General features: G+C 69.7%; 20 protein-coding genes. 4 read left to right on the top strand and 16 right to left on the bottom strand.

Translation table 11 applies throughout. From position 1 onward, the window contains the following. Positions 1 to 6: 6 nt before the first annotated feature. Positions 7 to 1086: a prephenate dehydrogenase gene (locus tag WBG06_RS25290; protein ID WP_336740407.1), complete on the bottom strand. Its 1080-nt coding sequence runs from the start codon at positions 1084 to 1086 to the stop codon at positions 7 to 9. 189 nt (positions 1087 to 1275) lie between these two features. Between WBG06_RS25290 and WBG06_RS25295 the strand changes: the two genes are divergently transcribed. After that, positions 1276 to 1908, top strand: coding sequence for a type 1 glutamine amidotransferase family protein (locus WBG06_RS25295; RefSeq protein ID WP_336740409.1), 633 nt, complete (start codon positions 1276 to 1278; stop codon positions 1906 to 1908). After that, positions 1905 to 2375 (top strand): MarR family winged helix-turn-helix transcriptional regulator, encoded by a 471-nt coding sequence (locus tag WBG06_RS25300; RefSeq protein WP_336740410.1) that lies wholly within the window; start codon positions 1905 to 1907, stop codon positions 2373 to 2375. Before WBG06_RS25295 ends, WBG06_RS25300 begins: the two co-directional genes overlap by 4 nt. Positions 2376 to 2403: 28 nt before the next feature. On the opposite strand, the gene WBG06_RS25305 is transcribed toward WBG06_RS25300, so the two are convergent. The 13 genes from WBG06_RS25305 to WBG06_RS25365 form a co-directional block, all read right to left on the bottom strand. After that, positions 2404 to 2787: a VOC family protein gene (locus tag WBG06_RS25305; protein ID WP_336740412.1), complete on the bottom strand. Its 384-nt coding sequence runs from the start codon at positions 2785 to 2787 to the stop codon at positions 2404 to 2406. A gap of 4 nt (positions 2788 to 2791) precedes the next feature. Further along, positions 2792 to 3586 carry a helix-turn-helix domain-containing protein gene (locus tag WBG06_RS25310; protein ID WP_336740415.1) on the bottom strand — a complete coding sequence of 265 codons (795 nt, stop codon included), beginning with the start codon at positions 3584 to 3586 and terminating at the stop codon, positions 2792 to 2794. A gap of 94 nt (positions 3587 to 3680) precedes the next feature. Next, positions 3681 to 4940 (bottom strand): threonine--tRNA ligase, encoded by a 1260-nt coding sequence (gene thrS / locus WBG06_RS25315; RefSeq protein ID WP_336740417.1) that lies wholly within the window; start codon positions 4938 to 4940, stop codon positions 3681 to 3683. Between the two features lie 202 nt (positions 4941 to 5142). Further along, complete coding sequence (locus WBG06_RS25320; protein ID WP_336740418.1) at positions 5143 to 5910, bottom strand: pseudouridine synthase; 768 nt, start codon at positions 5908 to 5910, stop codon at positions 5143 to 5145. Positions 5911 to 5989: 79 nt separating this feature from the next. Then, positions 5990 to 6655: an SMC-Scp complex subunit ScpB gene (scpB, locus tag WBG06_RS25325; protein WP_336740419.1), complete on the bottom strand. Its 666-nt coding sequence runs from the start codon at positions 6653 to 6655 to the stop codon at positions 5990 to 5992. Next, positions 6648 to 7565: a segregation and condensation protein A gene (locus WBG06_RS25330; protein ID WP_336740511.1), complete on the bottom strand. Its 918-nt coding sequence runs from the start codon at positions 7563 to 7565 to the stop codon at positions 6648 to 6650. Before WBG06_RS25330 ends, scpB begins: the two co-directional genes overlap by 8 nt. 11 nt (positions 7566 to 7576) lie before the next feature. After that, the gene (locus tag WBG06_RS25335; protein ID WP_336740421.1) at positions 7577 to 7927 is read right to left on the bottom strand and encodes a hypothetical protein; all 351 of its coding nucleotides are present in this window, start codon (positions 7925 to 7927) and stop codon (positions 7577 to 7579) included. Next, the gene (locus tag WBG06_RS25340; protein ID WP_336740423.1) at positions 7909 to 8904 is read right to left on the bottom strand and encodes a ParA family protein; all 996 of its coding nucleotides are present in this window, start codon (positions 8902 to 8904) and stop codon (positions 7909 to 7911) included. The genes WBG06_RS25335 and WBG06_RS25340 overlap by 19 nt, the downstream gene beginning before the upstream one ends. Positions 8905 to 9415: 511 nt before the next feature. Next, entirely contained in the window at positions 9416 to 9562 is a 147-nt protein-coding gene (locus WBG06_RS25345) for a hypothetical protein (protein WP_336740425.1), read from the bottom strand. Positions 9563 to 9591: 29 nt separating this feature from the next. After that, on the bottom strand, positions 9592 to 12198 hold the full coding sequence (locus tag WBG06_RS25350) for a DEAD/DEAH box helicase (protein WP_336740428.1): 2607 nt from the start codon (positions 12196 to 12198) through the stop codon (positions 9592 to 9594). Next, positions 12195 to 13091, bottom strand: a complete 897-nt coding sequence (gene xerD / locus WBG06_RS25355; protein ID WP_336740429.1) for a site-specific tyrosine recombinase XerD — start codon at positions 13089 to 13091, stop codon at positions 12195 to 12197. Before xerD ends, WBG06_RS25350 begins: the two co-directional genes overlap by 4 nt. A 327-nt stretch (positions 13092 to 13418) precedes the next feature. Beyond that, entirely contained in the window at positions 13419 to 14534 is a 1116-nt protein-coding gene (ald, locus tag WBG06_RS25360) for an alanine dehydrogenase (RefSeq protein WP_336740431.1), read from the bottom strand. A 145-nt stretch (positions 14535 to 14679) separates the two neighbouring features. After that, a complete protein-coding gene (locus WBG06_RS25365; protein WP_336740433.1) occupies positions 14680 to 15321 on the bottom strand; it encodes an NUDIX hydrolase in 642 nt (213 codons plus the stop codon). A 22-nt stretch (positions 15322 to 15343) separates the two neighbouring features. On the opposite strand from WBG06_RS25365, the gene pepN reads away from it, so the two are divergent. Then, positions 15344 to 17785, top strand: coding sequence for an aminopeptidase N (gene pepN / locus WBG06_RS25370; protein WP_336740435.1), 2442 nt, complete (start codon positions 15344 to 15346; stop codon positions 17783 to 17785). Positions 17786 to 17884: 99 nt separating this feature from the next. Further along, a complete protein-coding gene (locus tag WBG06_RS25375) occupies positions 17885 to 18358 on the top strand; it encodes an SRPBCC family protein (protein WP_336740436.1) in 474 nt (157 codons plus the stop codon). A 113-nt stretch (positions 18359 to 18471) separates the two neighbouring features. Here the strand turns inward: WBG06_RS25375 and WBG06_RS25380 are convergent, their stop codons facing one another. Both WBG06_RS25380 and steA read right to left on the bottom strand, forming a co-directional pair. Further along, positions 18472 to 20202 carry a CTP synthase gene (locus WBG06_RS25380; protein WP_336740438.1) on the bottom strand — a complete coding sequence of 577 codons (1731 nt, stop codon included), beginning with the start codon at positions 20200 to 20202 and terminating at the stop codon, positions 18472 to 18474. A 14-nt stretch (positions 20203 to 20216) separates the two neighbouring features. Beyond that, positions 20217 to 22151: a putative cytokinetic ring protein SteA gene (steA, locus tag WBG06_RS25385; RefSeq protein WP_336740440.1), complete on the bottom strand. Its 1935-nt coding sequence runs from the start codon at positions 22149 to 22151 to the stop codon at positions 20217 to 20219. Positions 22152 to 22159 lie beyond the last annotated feature (8 nt).

A 22159-nucleotide genomic window follows, 5' to 3' on the forward strand; every position in this document is an offset into this window, starting at 1 on the left:
GGGAGCCTACCGGTGAGCGACCCAACCCCGAGACTCCAGAACATCTTGCATCCGATCGGCCGCGTCGGCCGCCACGATCAGCTCCATGACACCGACCGGACGACCCGGGTCGTGGTCGATGCGTACGTCCTCGATGTTGACGCCGCTCTCCCCCGCGTCGGCGAAGAGCCGGGCCAGGTTGCCGGGCTCGTCGGGGACCGTGACATAGACGGTCGCCTGGGCCGTCTGCGGTCGGCCGTGCTTGCCGGGGATGGCCCGGGTGCCGGCTTGCCCTTCCTTGAGGAGCACGTCGAGCGCGGCCGCGTCGCCGCTGCCGACGGCCGCGATCATCTCGTCGAGCTGGGCGCGCACCTCGGTCAGCAGGTCGGTGACCGCGCGCGCGTTGCCGGCGACGATCTGGCCGTAGAGGCCCGGGTCGCCGGCGGCCACCCGGGTCACGTCGCGCACCCCCTGGCCGCTGAGGCCGAGGTGCCCTTCCGGCGCCACCGCGAGCCGGCCCGCCACGAGGGCCGCCATCAGGTGCGGTACGTGGGAGGTGCGGGCGACGGCCTGGTCATGGTCGTCGGGGGTGAGGGTCAGCGGGACCGCACCGCACAGCGAGGCCAGCTGCTCGACGAGCTCGGTGGCGCTCGGATCGGCCTCCGCGTGCGGGGTGACCGCCCAGGGACGCCCTTCGAAGAGCGTCGCGGTCGCGGCCAACGGACCGGAGCGCTCGCTCCCGGCCATCGGGTGCCCTCCGACATAGCGGCGTACGTCTGCGGGACTGTGCTCGCGCACGTAGGCCAGCGGCGACGCCTTCACGCTGCCGACATCGGTGACGACCGCATCCGGGTTGTCGGCCAGCGAGCGGGTGATCACCTCACCGAGGTGCGCCGGCGGGACCGCGACGACGACGAGCTGCGGCGCGTCACCGGGCTTGCGGCGTCGGCCTGCCCCGAGGCCTGAGGCAGTGCGAACGTGGCTGGCGACCGAGTCGCTCAGCAGCACCTCGAGCCCTGCCGCCGCGCAGGCCAGCGCCACGGAGGTGCCGAGCAGGCCGACCCCGACGATCTCGACGGGGCCGTGCAGCGCTCGGGGGTTGGTCATGGGTCCAAGGCTACGAGACCGGGCCGGTCGAGGCCGCGCTCGCGGACGCCGTGAGACGGACCACCTCGTCCCCGGCGGGCTGTGCGATGGCGCGGTCGGCGACCCTTGTGTGCGATAGCGCTATGCAGGACCATAGGCAGCATCGAGCAATTCTTTGACAGGATGCTGTCAATATGACAGACTGCTGTCATGTTTTCGACCACACCGCTCGCCGTCCACCTGGCCGTTCCGGAATCCATGTCCGACTGGGAGACCGGCCATGCCACCGCACACATCAACAAGCCCGACTGGCAGGCCCAGCCGGGTCGCTACCAGGTGGTCACGGTCGGACTCACCGACGAATCCGTCACCACCATGGGTGGCCTCCGCGTCGCCCCGGATGTCACCGTCGACCAGGTCGACCCGGCCGACAGCGCGATGTTGATCCTGCCGGGTTCCGACATCTGGCACTCCGCGGACGCCACCGCACCGTTCGTCGACCTGGCACGGCGTTTCCTCGACGCAGGGACGCCGGTGGCCGCGATCTGCGGTGCCACCTACGCGCTGGCTGCCGCCGGGCTGCTCGACGAGCGTAGGCACACCAGCAACGATCCGCGCTACCTCGCGATGAGCGGCTACCGCGGCGCCGAACGCTACGACACCGAGCGGACGGCCGTCACCGACAGCGGCCTGATCACCGCGACCGCGACCCGGCCGGTCGACTTCGCCGCCGAGATCTTCAGCACGCTCGGCCTCTACGAGCCGAGCGTGCTCGAGTCCTGGCTGAAGCTGTATCGCGACAACGACCCGCAGGGCTTCTACGAGCTGATGGCGGTCCAGTGAGCAGCGCCGAGCAGGAGCTGCTCTCGAACGCCGCGATCACCAGCTTCCGCCTCAACGGCCAGTTCCTCGCGGTCGCCGAGCAGCTGGCGGCACCCTCCGGGCTGACCGCTGCCCGTTGGCAGGTGCTCGGCGCGGTGCTCTCCGCGCCTGCGACGGTCTCCGAGATCGCCCGGACCATGGGCATCACCCGGCAGAGCGTCCAGCGCATCGCCGATCTCCTGGTCGCCCAGGGGCTGGCCGAGTATCAGCCGAACCCGGCCCACCAGCGGGCGAAGCTGCTCTCCGCCACCGATGCCGGGCGCGACGCCGTCGCCAGGATCGGCCCCGGCCATGCTGCGTACGCCCGACTCCTCGCCGAGAACCTCGGCGAGGAGCGGCTTCGAGACGCGGTCGAGCTGATGGGCGTGCTCTCGCGGGCGCTCGACGAGCTCGGCCTCCCCGACCAGGCATCGGCCCGGAACCGATGACGGCGAACGGCACGCCGAGCCCGTGCCGTCAGGACGGCTGATAGCTCCCGAAGGACCAGTGGTTGCCTTCCGGGTCGACGACGCTCCCGCCGCGGCCACCGTAGTCCTGGTCGACCATCGGCCGGTCCACGGTGGCGCCGGCGGCGAGCGCCTTGTCGAAGACGCTGTCGGGGTCCTCGGTGACGAGGTAGGCGTTGGCGCCTCCAGGCGATCCGACACCGCCGCCCTCTCGGACCTGCCCGAACATCAGGCCACCGCCCTCGGGCCAGAGCCACTCCGCGTGGTGGACGACGCCGCCCTCGCGGTAGGTCGCGTGCTCGACGAACCCGATCGCGCTCAGCCACGTCATCATCGCCTCGGCGTCGTGGAACGCCATGCACTGCCAGTACTTCACCTTCGCTGCTTCACTCATGACCTCAGCCTTGCTCAGACGCATCGGCGAGGTCTTGAACGAATGGGAACTCCTCCCGCAGCCAGGTCGTCGGCGTGCACCCCGCGAACTCCCGCCACTCGCGGGTCAGGTGCGCCTGGTCGGCATAGCCACAGGCGGTGGCCGCCCGCGCCAGCGGCATCCGGCCGATGAGGCCACGGGACCGGTCGAAGCGCGCCAGCCGCTGGAACTGCTTCGGCGCGACCCCGGTCTCGGCACGGACCAGGTCGCTGATCCTCCGGCGGCTGTAGCCGACGTCGTCGGCCACCTCCTGCACCCCCGCGCCCCCGGTCAGCAGTGCCAGCGCCCGCCCCACCTCCGCCCTCGGCCCGGGCTCGCCGTGTCGCGCCAACGCCGCGACCAGGCTCCTCACGACCAGCCATTCCCACCGCCGCGGGTCGGCACCGGCCAGCTGCTCCGGAAGATGCCGTACGCCGCCAGGACACGCCACCTCGTCGAGGTCCAGCAGCTCGCCGTGCCAGGCCGCTGCCGGCATCCCGAACAGCGCCCGCACCCCGGCGGTGGTCAGCCCCAGCTGTACGCCGCGCTGATAGCCCTGGTGATGGATCGTCGCCGGCCGGGTGTGCAGCCCCGAGACCATCGACCAGGCCGTCACCGGCTCGGCCCCGCTCCCCCAGGACGTGACCAAGGGGTCGTCGACCGACAGCACGAACGTGATCTCGGTCGACGGCATCCCGCGGTGCACCCCCGGCGCCCCGAAGTCGACGTCGTAGGCGACCAGCGAGGTGACGTAGGGCCGCAGGACCTCCGGCACGGTCATGCGTTCGATGGTGCCACGGTTGCTGCAGGTTGCCTATGCGCTATCGCCGCACGCTGACCGGATGTGCGATAGAGCCATGCGGTGTGCAGTTCTCTCACCATGCCAAAGAAGCAGCCCGAGTCACGTACGCCTCCTTCACCGCCCCCACCAGACCAGCGACAGGGACCCGCCCCTCGACACCGGCTCCGACGTCGCGTACCTGCACCTCACCCGCTTCCGCCTCGGCAGGACCGATGACCGCGATCAGCGGCTCGCGCCGACGCCGGGACTCACGGATCCGGGCGCCCAGAGAGCCATCTGGATCCAGGCGCGGGCGAAGGCCTTCGGCAACAAGCGCGTCGACGAGCGCCTGCGCAGCCGCATCCTGGCCCGGAGAGACCGGGAGGATGGCGACCTGGGTCGGGGCCAGCCACAGCGGGAGCCGACCCTGATAGCGCTCGAGCACCGCAGCGGCGACGCGCTCCATGGAGCCGACGGTGCCGCGGTGGACCATCACGACCCGCTTCCGCGAGCCGTCGGCATCGTCATAGGTCAGGTCGAAGCGCTCCGGCTGGTTGAAGTCGACCTGGACGGTGGCGATGGTCTCCTCGTGGCCACGCGGGTCGATGACCTGGAGGTCGAGCTTCGGCCCGTAGAAGGCGGCCTCGCCCGGCGCCTCGACGACCCCGACACCAGCCTCCGAGGCCGCCTTTCTCAGTGCCTCCTCGGCGCCGCGCCACTGCTCGGCGGAGCCCAGGTAGGCCGGCGAGGAGTCCCGCAGGGAGAGACGTACGTAGTCGCCCCGCAGGCCGAGGATCTCCTGGGCCTTCAGTGCCGACCGCAGCGCTTTCGCCGCCTCATCGGCGACCTGGTCGGGGCGGCAGAAGACGTGGGTGTCGTCGAGGTTGATCTGACGGACCCGGCTCAGTCCGGACAGCACCCCGGAACGTTCCGCACGAAACATCGGGGCGAGCTCATGGAGCCGGATCGGGAGCTCGCGGTAGGAGTGCGGGCGCGCGCGATAGACCAGCGCATGGTGAGGACAGTTCGCGGGGCGGAGCACCAGCTCCTCCCCCGCTGCGTCCGACCCCACGGCCATCGGCGGGAACATGTCGTCGGCGAACTTCGCCCAGTGGCCCGAGCGCTCGAACAGGGCCCGTTTGCCGAGGACCGGGGTCTTGATGGGTACGCAGCCGTCGGCCGCGGCCAGCTCGGCGGCCAGCCGTTCCAGCTCGGCGAAGACCACCGCCCCGTCGGGCAGCCACAGCGGCAGCCCGGACCCGGCCAGCGGATCGGTGGCGAAGATGTCGAGGTCGCGGTTGAGGTCTCGATGGTCGAGGCGAAGCCCGAGACGGTCAGCGGGGTCGAGGTTCATGGGTGTGCTCCTGGGGTGAAGCCCGGAGCACCGCCGCCAGAGACGCGAGACCGCCCCGGAGCACTGCTCCGGGGCGGTCTGCGAAAAAGTGGTCAGCAGGTCAGCGCCGGAGTGGGTCCGGCGTCGTCGTGCTCATCGCGCGCTGCTGCATGCCCTTCACCTTAGCGGCCCGAGATCGCGTACGCATCCGAGATTCCGAGCCTCAGAGCTCGGTGGTGTCGAGGAGCTCGCCGAGCTCCTCGCGCGAGAGGTCGCGCATGTCGCCTGGTTTCATCGTGCCCAGGCGCACCGGTCCGATCCGGGTGCGGGTCAGCCGGGTGACCGGGTGCCCGAGGTGGTCGAGAAGGCGGCGCACGATGCGGTTGCGTCCCTCATGGATGACCAGCTCGACGATCGACTTGTCCTTGCGGGTCTCCATGATCCGGGCCTTGGTCACCGTGACCGGGCCGTCCTCGAGGGTGACGCCGGCCAAGAGCCGCTTGCGCACGTTGGGGAAGACCTCACCCTTGACCTCGGCGACGTAGGTCTTGTCGACCTCATAGCTCGGGTGGGCCAGCCGGTGAGCGAAGTCGCCGTCGTTCGTGAGGATGATCAGGCCCTCGGTGTCGGTGTCGAGGCGGCCGACGTGGAAGAGCCGCTCCGGGCGGTCGGCGACCAGGTCGGACAGGTTGCGCCGGCCCTCCGGGTCGCTCATCGTCGAGACCACGCCGCGTGGTTTGTTGAGGACGAGGTAGACCTTGCCGGAGATCGGCGGGAGGCGCTTGCCGTCGACGCGTACGACGTCCTTGGCGGGGTCGACCTTGGTGCCGAGGCGGGTGACCACCTCGCCGTTGACCTCGACGGAGCCGTTGAGCATCAGGATCTCGCTGCCGCGGCGCGACGCGATGCCAGCCAGGGCCAGCAGCTTCTGGAGCCGGATCAGGCCCTCGTCGTCCAGCGGCAGATCGTCTCGCTCAGGAAGGTCACTCACGCGGCCACCTCCGTAGCGCAAGCGCCAGTGTACGGACGCGGCCGCGTGATGATTGTCTGGTTCACTCGCTGACGCTCACTCACGGTGTCGATTCTCCCGCATCCTCGGAGCCGGACCCATTCGCCGCAGCCTCCTCGGGCTGCGCGGCCAGCGCCTCCTGGCTGACCTGCTCGGTCAGCTCCTCCTCCATGTCGGCGAGGTCGGGCAGGTAGGGCGCCAGCTCGGGCAGCTCGCCGAGATCGGTGATGCCGATCCGCTCGAGGAAGTAGCCGGTGGTGCGGTAGAGGTTGGCGCCGGTCTCGTGGTCCTGGCCGGCCTCCTCGACGAGGCCGCGGGTGAGCAGGGTGCGCATCACGCCGTCGACGTTGACGCCTCGGATCGCGGAGACCCGGGCGCGCGAGACGGGCTGCTTGTAGGCCACCACGGCGAGCGTCTCCAGGGCCGCCTGGGTCAGCCGGGCCTGCTGGCCCTCGAGCACGAAGCCGCCGACGACATCGGCGTACGCCTCACGGGTGTAGAACCGCCAGCCGCCGGCCACGTTGCGCAGGTCGAAGCCCCGACCCTGCTCGGTGTATTCGGCCGACAGACCCTCCAGCGCCTCGACCACCGCAGTCGTCGGGTGGGCCACGGCCGAGGCCAGCGCGGCCGCCTCGAGCGGCTCGTCGGCGACCATCAGCACGGCCTCGAGCGCCGGGCGCAGATCAGCCAGCTCGATCGCGAGCGTCTCCTCGGAGGCCTCAGTCATCGTCCTTCTCCCCATCGTCGGCGCCACCCTCGGCAGGCGGCTGCCCCTCGAACTCGTCCTGGATCAGCTCATCGACGTCGAGCGCCTCGTCGCCGGTCCAGCGTACGGTCAGCTCGCCCAGCGCGGTGACCTGGTCGAAGGCGACCGCACCTTCCCGGAACAGCTCGAGGAGCGAGAGGAACCGGGCCACCGTGGTCAGCGTGTCCGGCGAGTCGGAGCACAGGCTGCGGAAGGTGACCTGTCCCGAGGCACGGAGCCGCTCGATGACCAGTGCCGCCTGCTCCTTGACCGACACCTTCGAGCCATGGATGTGGGACAGGCCGATCTCGGGCGGCCCTGGTTTCGGCGCCATCGCGGCCGCAGCCAGCTGGGCGAACTGCTCCAGCCCGATCCCGATCAGCACCTCGGGCAGCAGACCGGCATAGCGCGGCTCGAGCTGGACCGAGCGCGGGTGGCGCTTGGACTCCTTCGCGAGCCGTTCGCCGAAGACGGCCGCGACCTGCTTGAACGCCTTGTATTGCAGCAGCCTCGCGAAGAGGAGGTCGCGGGCCTCGAGCAGGGCCAGGTCCTCCTCGTCCTCGACGTCACCCTGAGGCAGCAGCCGGGCCGCCTTCAGGTCGAGCAGCGTGCTCGCGACCAGCAGGAAGTTGGAGGTCTGCTCGAGGTCCCAGGCACCCGTGCCCCCGTCCGAGGAACGTTCCGCGGCGCCCTTCTTGACGTAGGCGATGAACTCGTCGGTCACCGTGGCCAGGGAGACCTCGGTGATGTCGAGCTTGTGCTTGGCGATCAGGCTGAGCAGGAGGTCGAAGGGACCCTCGAAGTTGCCGAGGTGCACCTCGAAACCCCCGGCACCGCTCGACTCCTGCTCGTCGCCCTCCGCAGGGCCAACCGTCGTCGGCTCTGCCGGCATCTGCGTGACCGTCACTCGGCGAGTCGGTGCACGAGGGCGCTGTCGTCCCCGTACTCCTCCAGGTCGGCCAGCACGATCGCGAGCGCTTCGCGCACCAGCCGGCCGCGGTCGACCGCGATGCTGTGCTTGGCCCGCAGGTTGAGCCGAGCGTGCTCGAGGTCGAGGAGCTCCTCGGAGGTGATGTAGACCGTCATCTTCTCGTCGTGCCGTACGCGGCCGCTGGACCGCTTCTTCGCGGCCGGAGCCTCCGTGGTCGGCTCGGGCACGGCGTGCACCGGGCGGGCCTTCGCCTCAGCAGCGCTGTCGGCCGTACGCCGGAAGAGGTCGTCGGCGGCCGGGACCCTCACTCGCCTCGTTGCCATCGGGCCAGCACCTCCTTGGCGAGCATCCGGTAGGAGTCGGCGCCGGTGGAGGTGGAGGCGTACTCCGTGATCGGCTCGCCGACCACGGTCGAGTCGGCGAACTTCACGGTGCGCCGGATGACGCTGTGGAAGACGCGGTCGCCCCAGCCGTTGACCAGCGTCTCCATGACCTCGCGGCTGTGCATGGTGCGGCTGTCGTACATCGTGCCCAGTATTCCGTCGATCTTCAGACGCGGGTTGAGCCGCTCCTGAACCTTGTCGATGGTGTCCTTGAGCAGGGCGACGCCCCGCAGCGCGAAGTATTCGCACTCCAGCGGCACGACCACCGAGTCAGCAGCGGTGAGCGCGTTGACGGTCAGCAGACCGAGGCTCGGCTGGCAGTCGATGAGGATCACGTCGTAGTTGGCCACGGCGGGAGCCAGGGCGCGGGCCAGGGTCTGCTCGCGCGCGACCTCCTGGACCAGCTGCACCTCGGCCGCCGAGAGGTCGATGTTGGCCGGAAGCAGGTCGACACCGTCGATGCCGGAGGGGACGACGACGTCCTCGAGCGTGATGTCACGCTCCATGAGCAGGTTGTAGACGGTCAGCTCGATCTCGTTGGGCTGCAGCCCGAGGCCGACCGAGAGCGACCCCTGCGGGTCGAAGTCGACGAGGAGGACCTTGCGGCCGTGCTCGGCCAGCGCGGCACCCAGGTTGATGGTGGTCGTGGTCTTGCCGACCCCACCCTTCTGGTTGACCATCGCGACCGTACGCGCCGGACCGCCGGTGGCGGGGCCGGGCTCGGGGAGGTGCGGCCAGGGACGACCGGTCGGCCCCAACTTGTTCTTGCCCGGGTAGTCGAACGAACCCGCGTCGGGCTCAGGGGCGTTGGCACGCAGACGGGCCGAGGGCGGATAGGCCGGCGGCGGTGCTGCCGGCGTCTGCGGAGGCATCTGTGGTGCGGTCGCACCACCTGCTCCGAAATAGCTGTCTTCCATTCCTCCACCCCCGGTTGAGTTGCCGCGGCCCTGGGACGATCACGGCGAGCGGGTCTATATGTCGACACGGCGACTCTAAGACCCGGATCTGCGCGACTGTAGGAGCCGCGCCGGGCGTGTCACAAGGCAAATCCTGATGATTCTGCTACGGGAGGGAAATCTGTTGACGGCCTGTGCATTCCGCCCCGCTCAGCCCCCACAGGTGGCAACGACGAGGTGCAGAACTCTGTGGATAACTGCCAGCGGCCCAGCCGGTCGATCTGGCGATTCCATCCGCCAGTTCCCCGCGCTGCGGCGTCCTGCCCGATCCTGTCATCGGTCGTCGAGAATCAGCATATCGGCGACGAAGCAGACCACGTCGCCGGCCTCGTCGCGCCCGATCCACACCGTCGTTCCTCGATCCGAGCGGGCGGCCATGGAGCAGGCGAAAAGGTGCCGCGACACGCCGAGGCTCGGCGTGTCGCGATCATTCTGGATGCTGCTGTGGCCCTCAGCAGGGCCTCGGCCCGGCTCAGCGCGACTTGCGGCGCTTCTGGAACTGGTCGTAGGCCTTGGTCGCAGCGTCCTTGATCTTCTTCTGGTTCTCGGGCTTGCGAGCCTCGTTGGCGATCTTGGCGACGGCCGCGACGACGATGGGGTTCTTCATCAGCTTGCGCACGGCGCAACGCTAGCGGACCGCCGCAACCCTCACAGCCGGCGCATCGCGACCGTCGCCAGGACGAGCTCACCGGCCTCGTCGCTCGCATCCAGGTCGGCGATCGCCTCGATGACCCAGTCGTGGTCGCCGGCCGGGTCGTCGATGGTCTGGGTGATCCGCCAGATGCGGGTCTCGTCGTACGTCTCGTCATCCTCGTCCACGCCCGCGGGAGCTCCGCGCTCGGCGGTCCAGGTGAGCAGCTTGGGCGAGCGCGAGTCGGCGGAGATGCCGACGTCGTCGTGCTCGCCGAAGTAGGCCTCCAGGGCGTCGTCCCAGCGTGACCTGGTCATCACCACCTCGCGCGCGGGCTCGAAGCGGTCGGCAGCCGCGCGCTCGAGGCGCATCAGGCCGTCGAGATCGTCGCGGGAGACCGCGTCCACCCTCGCCCACATCGCGTTGCGGACCATGATCTCGAAGGCCCGAAGCTGTTGGGACAGGGACCTCGGGGGCGGCGGCGCCTCGTGATGGGCCACGGCCGAGGGGATGTGCTCGGGGTCGGAGAGCGCCTCCCACTCGTCCAGCAGGCTCGAGTCGGTCTGCCGGATCGTCTCCCCCAGCCACTCGACCAGGTCCTCGACCTCGGGGCTCTTGTAGGTCTCCGGGACGGTGTGGCGGAAGGTGCGGTAGGCATCGGTCAGGTAGCGCAGCACCAGGCCCTCGGAGCGGGCGAGCTGGTAGCGGCGTACGACGTCGGTGAAGCTCATCCCCTGCTCGTACATCTCGCGCAGGATCGACTTCGGGTCCAGCGCGTCCTCGGGCAGCCACGGGTGGGTGCCGCGGTAGACCTCGAAGAGCGCCTCGAGCCGCTCGGCCATCGGCTTGGGCCAGGTGATCTCCTCGATGAGCGCCATCCGCTCGTCGTACTCGACGCCGTCGGCCTTCATGTTCTCGATCGCCTTGCCGCGGGCCTCGTGCTGCTGGGCGAAGAGGATCTGGCGCGGCGGCTCCAGGACCGACTCGATCACCGAGACGATCTCGAGGGTGTGCTCCGGCGACTCGGGGTCGAGCGTGTCCAGCGCGGCGAGGGCGAAGTGGGCCAGCGGCTGGTTGAGCGCGAAGTCGGCCGGGAGGGCCTCGGTGAGGACATAACGGCGTCCGTACGCATCGGGCTCGGCCAGCCTCGTCAGGACCCCGCTGTGGACCAGGGAGCGGGTCAGGCGCAGGGCGCGACGGGCGAGCTTGAGCTGGGTGCGCCGGTCCTCGTGGTTGTCCATCGTGATCCGGCGCATCACCGCGAAGGCGTCCTCGTCGCGGGCGACGACGTTGAGGATCATCGAGTTGTCGACCTTCATCCGGCTCTGCAGCGGCTCGGGAGCGCCGTCGACGAGCTTGGTGAAGGTGGCCTCGGTCCACACGACGGTGCCCTCGCGCGGCTTCTTGAGCTGTGCCTTGGAGTTCTTCTTGCCGGCCTTGCGGCGCTCCTCGGACTTCGCCTTCGCCTTCTCGTTCTCGATGATGTGCTCGGGGGCCTGGACCACGACGTAGCCCTGGGTGTCGAAGCCGGCCCGGCCGGCTCGTCCCGCGATCTGTAGGAACTCGCGGGTGCGCAGGATGCGCTGGCGGCGGCCGTCGAACTTGGCCAGCCCGGTGAAGAGCACCGTGCGGATCGGGACGTTGATGCCGACGCCGAGGGTGTCGGTGCCGGCGATGACCTTGAGCAGACCGGCCTGGGCGAGCTGCTCCACCAGTCGCCGGTAGCGGGGCAGCATGCCGGCGTGGTGCACGCCGATGCCCTTGCGCAGCAGCTTGGACAGCGTCTTGCCGAAGCCGGCGGCGAACCGGACCGGCTCGAGCCGCTTCGCGATCTGCTCCTTCTCCTCGGTGGACAGCTTGAGCCAGCCGGCGTTGAGCAGCGAGGTGCCGTGGGTGACGGCGTCCTTCTGGGTGAAGTGGACGACGTAGACGGGTGCCTGTCCGGTGGTGACGAGCTCCTCGAGGGTCTCCTGGAGCGGCGTCAGGCGCCAGTCGAAGGTCAGCGGAACGGGTCGTTCCGCCTGGTCCACGAGGACGGTGTCGCGGCCGTTTCGCCTGGTCAGGTCCTTGGCGAGAGCGCTGGTGTCACCGAGCGTCGCGCTCAGCAACAAGAACTGGGCCTGCGGGAGCTCGAGCAGCGGCACCTGCCACGCCCAGCCGCGGTCGGGCTCGCCGTAGTAGTGGAACTCGTCCATGATCACGAGCCCGACGTCGGCGTGCTTGCCCTCGCGCAGGGCGAGGTTGGCGAGCACCTCGGCGGTGCAGCAGATGATCGGGGCGTCGGCGTTGACCGACGCGTCCCCGGTGAGCATGCCGACGTTCTCCGCGCCGAAGGTCTCGACCAGGTCGAAGAACTTCTCGCTCACCAGCGCCTTGATCGGCGCGGTGTAGAAGGAGACCTTGTCCTCGGCCAGCGCCGCCGCGTGCGCACCCGCCGCGACCAGCGACTTCCCCGAGCCGGTCGGCGTGGCCAGGATGACGTTGTCCCCGGCGAGGATGGACATGATCGCCTCGTCCTGGTGGGGATAGAGGCTGCGGCCGCTCCCCTCGGCCCACTCCACGACCGCCTCGTAGACCTCGTCGGGGCTCGCCCCGACCTCGGGGATCCAGCTGGTGTCGGTCACAGGGCCCTCGGGTGTGCGGTCGCGAAGACCTCTCGGAGATTGTCCACGGTGACAAGAGTGTAGATCTGCGTCGTGGTCACCGACGCATGGCCCAGCAGCTCCTGCACGACACGTACGTCGGCACCACCGTCGAGCAGGTGGGTCGCGAACGAGTGGCGCAGGGTGTGGGGCGAGACGTCCTTGTCGATCCCGGCACGCTCGGCGGCGCGGGTGAGCACCGTCCAGGCCGACTGTCGGGAGAGCCGGCCACCGCGGGCGTTGAGGAAGAGCGCTCCCCCGGAGCGGGCCGAGGCGAGATCGGGACGGGCACGGGTCAGGTAGGCCTCGACGGCCTCGATCGCGTAGGAGCCGACCGGGACGATCCGCTCCTTGCCGCCCTTGCCTCTCAGCAGGACGACATGGTCGACCCGGTCGAGATCGTCGACGTCGAGACCGACCGCCTCGGAGATGCGTGAGCCGGTGCCGTAGAGAACCTCGAGGAGAGCCCGGTCGCGGAGCGCAAGCGGGGTGCCGGGTGCGCCGGCCGCCTCCAGGATCGCCTCGACGTCCGCCAGCGGGAGCGCCTTCGGCAGCCGCTTCTCCGACCGCGGTGGCTTCACGTGGCCGGCCGGGTTGGCCTCGACCAGCCCGTCGGCCACCGCGAACTTGTGGAACCCGCGCACCGCGACCACCGTCCGCGCCGCGGAGGTGGCGCTCAGCGCCGGGTGCTCCTCGCTGCCCTCGCGCAGGTGCGCCAGGAACCCCGACACGGTCGCCTCCGAGACCCCGGAGAGTGTGTCCACGTCGTTCTGGGCCAGGAACTCGGCGTACCTTCTCAGGTCGCGCCGGTAGGACGAGAGCGTGTTCACCGCGAGCCCTCGCTCGACGGTCAGATGGTCGAGATACGTACGCATCGCATGCTCCACCGCCGTCACCCTCCCCATCCAACCAGCCCCGCCGAGTCGGCGCATCTGTCCCACGCCGAACCGCCGACCCGGCGCGTCAGTCCCGGAGACAGCGCCCGAGTCGGCGCATCTATCCCGCAGACAGCGCCCGAGTCGGCGCATCTATCCCGCAGACAGCGCCCGAGTCGGCGCATCTGTCCCAACCAAGCATTCTGTTGGGACATTGGCGCCGACTCGGCAGTCTGAGGTGGGACACAAGCGCCGAGTCGGCAGTCTGAGGTGAGACACAAGCGCCGACTCGGCGCTACGGCATGAGACAGACGCGCCGAGTCGACCTCAGGCCAGGACCGACTCGAGCGCGATCGCGTCGATGCCGACGGCCTCGCCGACCGGGGCATTGGTCAGGTCGCCGGCGTGGGTGTTGAGGCCCTTGGCGAGCGCTGCGTCGTCACGGAGAGCCTGGGCCCAGCCCTTGTTGGCCAGCGCGACGGCGTACGGCATGGTCGCGTTGGTCAGCGCGTAGGTGCTCGTGTTGGGGACGGCACCGGGCATGTTGGCCACGCAGTAGAACGTCGAGTTGTGGACCTGATAGGTCGGGTCGGCGTGGGTGGTGGCGTGGGAGTCCTCGAAGCAGCCGCCCTGGTCGATGGCGATGTCGACGAGCACCGAGCCCGGCTTCATCCGCGAGACCAGCTCGTTGGTGACCAGCTTGGGCGCGGCCGCGCCGGGGATCAGGACGGCGCCGATGACCAGGTCGGCCTGGAGCACCTGCTCCTCGAGCGCGAGCTTGTTGGAGGCGAGACCGTGGACCTGGTTGGAGTAGCGCCAGAACGACATCCGCAGCTTCTCCAGGTCGGTGTCGAGCAGCGTGACGTCGGCGCCCATCCCCAAAGCGATGTTGGCGGCGTTCTGGCCGGAGACACCCGCGCCGATGATGACCACCTTGGCGTTGGCGACCCCGCCGACGCCGCCCATCAGCGTGCCGCGGCCGCCCTGGGCCTTGAGCAGGTTGTAGGCGCCGACCTGCGGCGCCAGGCAGCCTGCGACCTCCGACATCGGGTAGAGCAGCGGCAGCGACCGGTTGGGGAGCTCGACGGTCTCGTAGGCGATCGCGGTGACCTTCTTGGCGAGCAGCTCCTCGGTCAGCGGCTTGTCGGCGGCCAGGTGGAGGTAGGTGAACAGGGTCAGGCCCTCACGCAGGCGGTGGTATTCCTCGGCGACGGGCTCCTTGACCTTGAGGACCATGTCGGCGTTGCCCCAGGTCTCGTCGGCGTCGCCGAGGATCTTGGCGCCGACCGCGGCGTACTCTCCGTCCGAGATCGAGGAGCCGACCCCGGCACCGGCCTGCACGAAGACCTCGTGGCCGTTGGCCACCAGCTCGTGGACACCTGACGGCGTGATCGCCACCCGGTACTCGTGGTTCTTGACTTCCTTCGGTACGCCGATTCTCATTGCCCTGCCTTCATGTGATGGCCCCTGAATGTGGTGGTCCGTGGGTTACGGTCAGCCGGATGTTCGCCGCCTGATGCGGCAGTTCTAACCCGGTGTGGCGCACGTCACCAAAACCACGTTCTCCGGTCCTCGACGGGGCGCCTGATCAGACTCTGCCACGGGATTTGAGGGCGGCGTACGCAAGCACGGCCTGGACCAACGGCGAGTCGGTCGCCCGGCCGCTCAGCACGGCCTCCAGGAGCTCCTCGAACGGCACCCAGTGGATGCTCATCTCGGCCTCCTCGTGCTCGAGCTCGAAGCCGTCGCGGTCGCTCGCGGTCAGCCCGCGGGCCAGGAAGATGTGGTGGATCTCCTCGGAGATCCCGGGTGATGAGTACGTCGAGAGCAGCGGCGTCCACTCGCTCGCCTCGTAGGCGACCTCCTCGCGCAGCTCGCGCACGGCGACGGCGAGCGGGTCCTCGCCGGGATAGTCGATCAACCCGGCCGGCAGCTCGACGAAGCGTCGCCGGGCGGGATGGCGGTACTGGGTGATGACCAGAGCGCGGTCGTCCTCGTCGACCGCCAGCACGACCGCGGCACCCGGGTGCTCGACGACCAGGCGCCGGAACGGTTCCTCGTCGTCGTGGCCGGGACGATTGATGCGGTCCGCACGCAACGCGACCACCCAGCCGTCGCGGTGGAGGTCCTCGCTGGAGACGACCGGCCAGCTCTCGGGGGCGTCCCACTCGGTGAGGGGACCGTGATCCAGCGGCACAGCCGAGGTGGAAATTCGTGCGTCCGATGTCATGGGCCGAGGCTACCCTCGGCTCATGTCTGAGACCTCTGCCGCCGCCCCCGTATCCCTCACCCAGGAGGAGGCGGCCGAGCGGGCCGCCACGATCACCGTCGATCGCTATGACATCGCGCTCGACATGACCGGCCTGCTCGAGGGCGAGACGATCTCCAGCGTCTCCACGATCACCTTCTCCGCCACGCCCGGCACGGGCACGTTCGTCGACTGCGTGGCCGAGGTCTCCGCCGCGACGCTCAACGGCACCGATCTCGACCTCGCCACGATCGAGGCCGGACGGATCCCGCTCGAAGGTCTCGCCGAGACCAACACCCTGGTCGTCACCGCCTCCCAGTCCAACACCGCCTCCTCTGAGGGCATCCTGCGCACCGTCGACCCTTCCGACGGGAACGTCTACGTATGGACCTCGTTCGAGCCCGACGACGCGCGTCGACTGTGGGCCTGCTTCGACCAGCCTGATCTCAAGGCGGTGCACGCCTTCACCGTCACCGCGCCCGAGCAGTGGACCGTGCTGTCCAACTCCGCGCCCGCCGAGGTCTCGGACCCCGCGGCCGGCGCGAGGACGTGGCTGTTCGAGGACACTCCCCCGCTCTCGACGTACGTCGTGGTGGTCAACGCCGGCCCGTTCGTCGAGGTCCGCGAGGAGCGCGGCGGCTACGACCTCGGGCTCTATGCCCGCCAGTCGCTGGCGACTCAGCTGGAGCGGGACCGCGAGGAGATCCTCGACATCACCGAGCACGGGCTCGCCTGGTTCGGCACGAAGTTCGGGATGCCGTTCCCGCAGCGCCGCTACGACCAGATCTTCGTGCCCGACATGGGCGGTGCGATGGAGAACTGGGGCGCGGTCACCCACAGCGACGTGTTCCTCTTCCGCACGGCGCCGACCCGAGCCGACCGCACCGAGCGCACCAACGTGGTGCTGCACGAGATGGCCCACATGTGGTTCGGCGACCTGGTCACGATGCGCTGGTGGGACGACCTGTGGCTCAACGAGGCGTTCGCCTCCTGGGCGGCCGTCTGGGCCTCGGCGGCGCTGCCCGACTACGCCGACGTGTGGGCCTCGATCGCGCTGACCGAGAAGAAGATGGCCTACGACACCGATGCGACACCGGCCACCCACCCGATCCGCGGGGTGGTGCCGAGCGTGGACGTGGCGATGGCCAACTTCGACGCGATCACCTACATGAAGGGCCAGGCGGTCCTGCAGCAGCTCTACGCCTACATCGGCGAGGAGGCCTACCTGGCCGGGCTGCAGACCTACTTCGCCGAGCACGCCTACGGCAACACGGTCCTCGACGACCTGATGGGTGCCTTCGGTGCGGCCGCCGGCAAGGACCTCTCCGCCTGGACCACCGCGTGGCTCGACCACGCCGGCACCGACGTGATCACCCTCGCCGACGGCAAGGTGTCCGTCGCCGGCGCCGACGGGACCGTACGTCCTCACCGGCTCGACATCGCCTCCTACGACGACTCCGGTGCCCTGCTCGCAACCACGCCGGTCACGGTCGAAGGCGAGCCGGTGGCGGTCTCGCTCCCCTACGGCGCCGCCGCGCACCTGGTGAACGCGACCGACGTGACCTTCGCCGCGGCACGCTCCGACGAGGCCAGCGAGGCCTGGCTCGGCCAGCACGCAGGCGCGCTCCCCGACCCGGTCGCGCGAGCCGTCGCGGTCAACAGCGCCTGGTCGGCGCTGTTCCGTGGCGAGATCGGCGGCCCGGAGGTCGTCTCCCGCGTCCTCTCGGTGCTCGAGCGCGAACGGAACCCGCAGGTCACCGGCGAGTTCCTGAGGATGGCCGTCACCGCGGCCGAGCTCTGGACGGCACCGGGCCGGGTCGCCGAGCAGCGCGCGCTGGTCGCCGGCGCTGCTGCGGCTCTCGCCGAGGATCCGGGCAACCGCGACACTGCGCTCCGCGTCGTCGCCTCGCACGCCTCCACTCCTGAGCAGCTCGCGCTCGCCGAGGCGGGCGCCGCCGAGGACGCACAGGTCGCCTGGCGGCTCCTCGGACGACGCGCCGAGCTCGGCGACTACGACGCGGAGGCGGTCGCCGCGCTGGAGGCACGCGACCCGGACCCCGAGTCCTGGGTCAGCGCTTTGGCCGTACGCACCGCTCGACCGCTCGCAGAGGCCAAGGAGGAGGCCTGGCAGGTGACCATGGTCGAGCGTCGGCTGCCGCGCACCGACAGCGCCTACGGACTGGCCTCGGCGTTCTGGCGACCCGGCCAGGACGAGGTCCTGGCGCCTTATGCCGAGCGCTATCTCGACGCCGTCGCCGCCATCCGGGGCGGCGGGCTGCTCGCCTACGGGCTCCAGCTCAGGTTCTACCCGACGCTGGCCGGCGAAGAGGTCGCCGACAGTGCCCGGGCAGCCTGCGAGGGCGACACGCTGGTCCCGTTCGTCCGTCAGACGGTCATCCGTCTCGCCGACGTGCACTCGCGGCAGGTGGCGGCCCGCGCCCGGTGATCCTCACCTGCGGGTGATCTCGAGCAGATGCGGCAGGTATGGCCCGACCGGTCGTCGGGTACCCGCTGTGTCGTACGCAATCGAGAGGAGACGCGAGACATGAGCACCATCCAGAAGAGTGTCCAGGTCGACGTTCCGGTCAGCACAGCGTATGACCAGTGGACCCAGTTCGAGTCGTTCCCGCAGTTCATGGAGGGCGTCGAGTCGGTCCAGCAGCTCGACGACAAGCGTCTGCACTGGAAGGCCGAGATCGGCGGCGTCACCCGCGAGTGGGACGCCGAGATCGTCGACCAGGTCCCCGACGACCGCATCACGTGGCGCGCCGTGGAAGGCACCACCAACAAGGGGACGGTGTCGTTCTCCCCGGACCAGATGGGCAAGGCGACGAACGTGACGCTGCGTCTGGAGTACGAGCCGGAGGGCGCGGTCGAGAAGACCGGCGACCTGCTCAAGATCGTCGACATGCGCGTCAAGGGTGACCTCGAGCGGTTCAAGGACTTCATCGAGCACCGCGGCACCGAGACCGGTGCGTGGCGCGGCGAGGTCAAGCCGACCGGCGAGGTACGCCCCTAGAACCCTGCCCCCAGGACAGGTCCTGGGGCACCAAGTCACGAGCCCCTGGGTCCGGCACACGCCGGCCCCAGGGGCTCGTCAGTCGTTGCTCAGGCCGGTCTCAGACCTCGGTGTCAGACCTCGGCGGGCTCGTCGACCCGCTCGGCCTCCGGGAGCTCGACATCGCTGACCTCGCGGCGCAGCTTGGACTCGTCGATGGGGAACCGCTGCTCCTTCTGCCGGTCGAGGGCCGCCTTCACCAGCCCGGCGAAGAGCGGGTGCGGGCGGGTCGGCCTGGAGCGGAGCTCGGGGTGTGCCTGGGTGGAGACGTAGTAGGGGTGTACGTCGCGGGGCAGCTCGACGAACTCGACGAGCTGGTTGTCGGGCGAGACCCCGGAGAAGACCAGGCCGGCGTTCTCGAGCTGGTCACGGTAGGCGTTGTTGACCTCGTAGCGGTGGCGGTGACGCTCCTCGATGGAGGTCTCGCCATAGACCTCGGCCGCGATCGAGCCCTTCTTGAGCTCGGCCGGATAGAGACCCAGACGCATGGTGCCACCGAGGTCACCCGCGCCCTCGACGTACGCCTTCTGCTCCTCCATCGTCGCGATGACCGGCTCGGGCGTCTCGGCGTCGAACTCGGTGGAGTCGGCCTTCTCGAGGCCGAGCATGTTGCGGGCGTACTCGATGACCATGCACTGCAGTCCCAGGCACAGGCCGAGCGTGGGGATCTGGTGGGTGCGGGTGTAGGTCAGCGCGCCGAGCTTGCCCTCGAGGCCTCGGATGCCGAAGCCGCCGGGGACGCAGACGGCGTCGACGTCGTGGAGGTTCTTCGCGGCGCCCTCGGGGGTCTCGCACTCATCGGAGGGGATCCAGCGGATGTGGACCTTGGCCTCGTTGGCGAACCCACCGGCGCGCAGCGCCTCGCCGACGCTCAGGTAGGCGTCGGGCAGGTCGATGTATTTCCCGACCAGACCGATGGTGAGCTCTTCCTTGGGGTGGTGGACCCGGCGGAGCAGGTCCTCCCACAGCGTCCAGTCGACGTCGCGGAAGGGCAGGTCGAGCTTGCGGACGACGTAGGCGTCCAGGCCCTCGCGGTGGAGCACCTTCGGGATGTCGTAGATGCTCGGCGCGTCGGCCGCGGTCACCACGGCGTCCTCGTCGACGTCGCACATGAGCGCGATCTTGCGCTTGATGCCCTCGGGCAGCTCGCGGTCGGCGCGGCAGACGATGGCGTCGGGCTGGATGCCGATCTGGCGCAGCGCCATCACCGAGTGCTGGGTCGGCTTCGTCTTGAGCTCCTTGGACGGCCCGATGTAGGGCACCAGGGAGACGTGCACGAAGAAGACGTTGTCGCGGCCGAGGCGCTGGCGCACCTGGCGGGCGGCCTCGAGGAACGGCAGCGACTCGATGTCGCCGACGGTGCCGCCGATCTCGGTGATCACGACGTCGATCTCGGGGCCGTGCATCGCCAGGACCCGCTCGGAGATCTCGTCGGTGATGTGCGGGATCACCTGGACGGTCTCACCGAGGTAGTCGCCGCGGCGCTCCTTGGCGATGACGTTGGAGTAGACCTGCCCGGTGGTCACGTTGGCGTGGCCGACCAGGTCGGTGTCGAGGAACCGCTCGTAGTGACCGATGTCGAGATCGGTCTCGGCACCGTCGTTGGTCACGAAGACCTCACCGTGCTGGAACGGGTTCATCGTGCCGGGATCCACGTTGAGATACGGGTCCAGCTTCTGCATGGTCACACTCAGACCACGCGAACGGAGAAGGCGGCCGAGGGACGATGCCGTCAGACCCTTTCCCAAGGAGGAGGCGACGCCTCCGGTGACAAAAATGTGCTTGGTCAAGCTCGCCGACTTCATGGACCTCAATCCTATCAACGCTTCAGCAGGCCACCGAAACCTGACGCACCGAAATCGCCACCTTGTTGCCTCGTCTGCCGATCCAGGACCAGCGGCGCGGCGATCTGACCGGCCTCGGACTCGATGCCGTCGACCGACGCGAACCAGCCCGGCCAGTCCTTGGCGCGGAGCGCCTCGAGGTCACCGGAGCCGGTGGTTGCTCCTACGACCAGGCCTTTCGTGGTCGCCCCGAGACCCTCGACCAGTCCTTCGGTAGCGGTGGTGTCGTCGCTGTCGTCGCCGAGGACGACGAGGACGAGGTCGGCCGGTCCTGCCGGTCGTCCCTGCGCCGTGACCAGGTCTCCGGTGAGCAACGCCACAGCGGCCGTCTTGGCGGGCTGGTCGAACTCCGTGGGTGGCTTCATGCCCGCGTAGGTCTGCCCGATCACCTGGCCCATCCGCTGGTAGGTGGCCTGGTCCGCATCACCGCGGCCGAGCTGCTCGACCAGCTGGGTGGCCAGGCTGTCGACGTACTGCTTGCGATCGGGGTCCAGCAGCTTCGGCCGTACGTCGAGCAACCCGGTCGTCTCGCCGCCGGCGGCCTTGATGGTGCCGGTGAGCGCCTTGACCACCTTCTGGTCCGCGCCCGGGAAGCTGATCACCGCGACCCTCTGCCCATCGAGCCTGCCCGCCAGGAGCGTGTCGCCGGCCTCGGCGACGAGCTGCGCCTCGGCGCTCTGCCGTGGGTCGCTCTCGGTGCCGTCGCCGCCGCTCTGAGCGGCAGCGGTGTCGGCAGCGGCACCATCGCCCGCCTTCGCCCCGACGACGGTCCCGATCTCGGTGAGGCCGTGGTCGGCGGCCCAGATGCCGGCAGGTACGCCGATCGCGAGTGCCGTCACCGCGGAGAGGACCGGCAGCACGAGCCGCCGGGCCAGCGGCTCCTTGCGGCGCACAGCCGGGACGGCCGAGGCGTCGATCAGCGTCGGGCCGAGCGCGAGCCGAGTCAGGTAGGTGCCGGCCAGACCTGGGCGCTGGTCTTCGAGGAAGTCGGTCAGCGTGGTGCTCAGCCCGGCCCCGACGACCAGCGAGGGGTGCTGGGTGTAGGCGACCAGCAGGGCGGCGTCCTCGGGGGCCAGGGACGAGTCGAACCGCTTCGGCTGCACCCCGACCCGGTCGAGGAGCTCGGTAGCGTTCTCGCTCCCGGCGCCGCCGGGGGCGAGCACCACCTCGGCCGCGCCGGTCAGCACCTTCGGTTCGGGGTAGGTGTCGGTGTCGGGGCCCAGGACGAGCACGGCGTGACGTACCTGTTTCTTGGTGAGCGCCTTCGCCGCCCGTCCCACCGCGATGATCACCGGGCGCTGGTCGCGCAGGAACCCCTTGAGCTCGGTCAGGTGCCGGTCAAGGTCCGGGTGCTCGGCGATCACCACGACGGGATGGCCGGCCAACGGCGTGTCCAGCGGGGGTACGCCGTTGCCGTGCAGCAGCACCTCCTCCTCCCGCCGCAGCAGCTCGCTGCTGTTGTGGGTGAAGAGCTCCAGGTGGGAGCTCAGGCCCTGCTTGGCCTTCTCGAGGTCGCTCTCGAGCGCCTCCGCGTCGAGAGCCCGACCAGAGGTCAGCAGCTGCTCGCCGTCGAAGATGTCACCATCGAGGATCCGGGCCTTCTTGCCGTCGATCAGCTTCGCCAGGCCCGCTTCGCCGATCTGGTCGATCAGCTGGATCCCGGCGTCGGCCAGCGTCTTCGGACCACGGTTCGGGTAGCGCCCCGACACCATCGGCTGCGCGTTGACCACCGCGATCACGCCCGTGGCCGCGATCGCCAGCGCGGTGCTCCGGTCGAGGTCGACGTGGTCGATGACCGCGATATCGCCCTCTTTGAGTCGCTGGACCAGCGCCCTGGTCGGCCGGCCCGCGCGGAGCGTGCCGCGGATGCCGGGAAGTACGGAAGGAATCTGGCGTGTCGGCAATCTCATGGCCCACC

Origin of the sequence: Nocardioides sp. CCNWLW239 (assembly GCF_037137035.1) — a bacterium.
In the GTDB taxonomy this organism is placed as follows: Bacteria; Actinomycetota; Actinomycetes; order Propionibacteriales; family Nocardioidaceae; genus Nocardioides.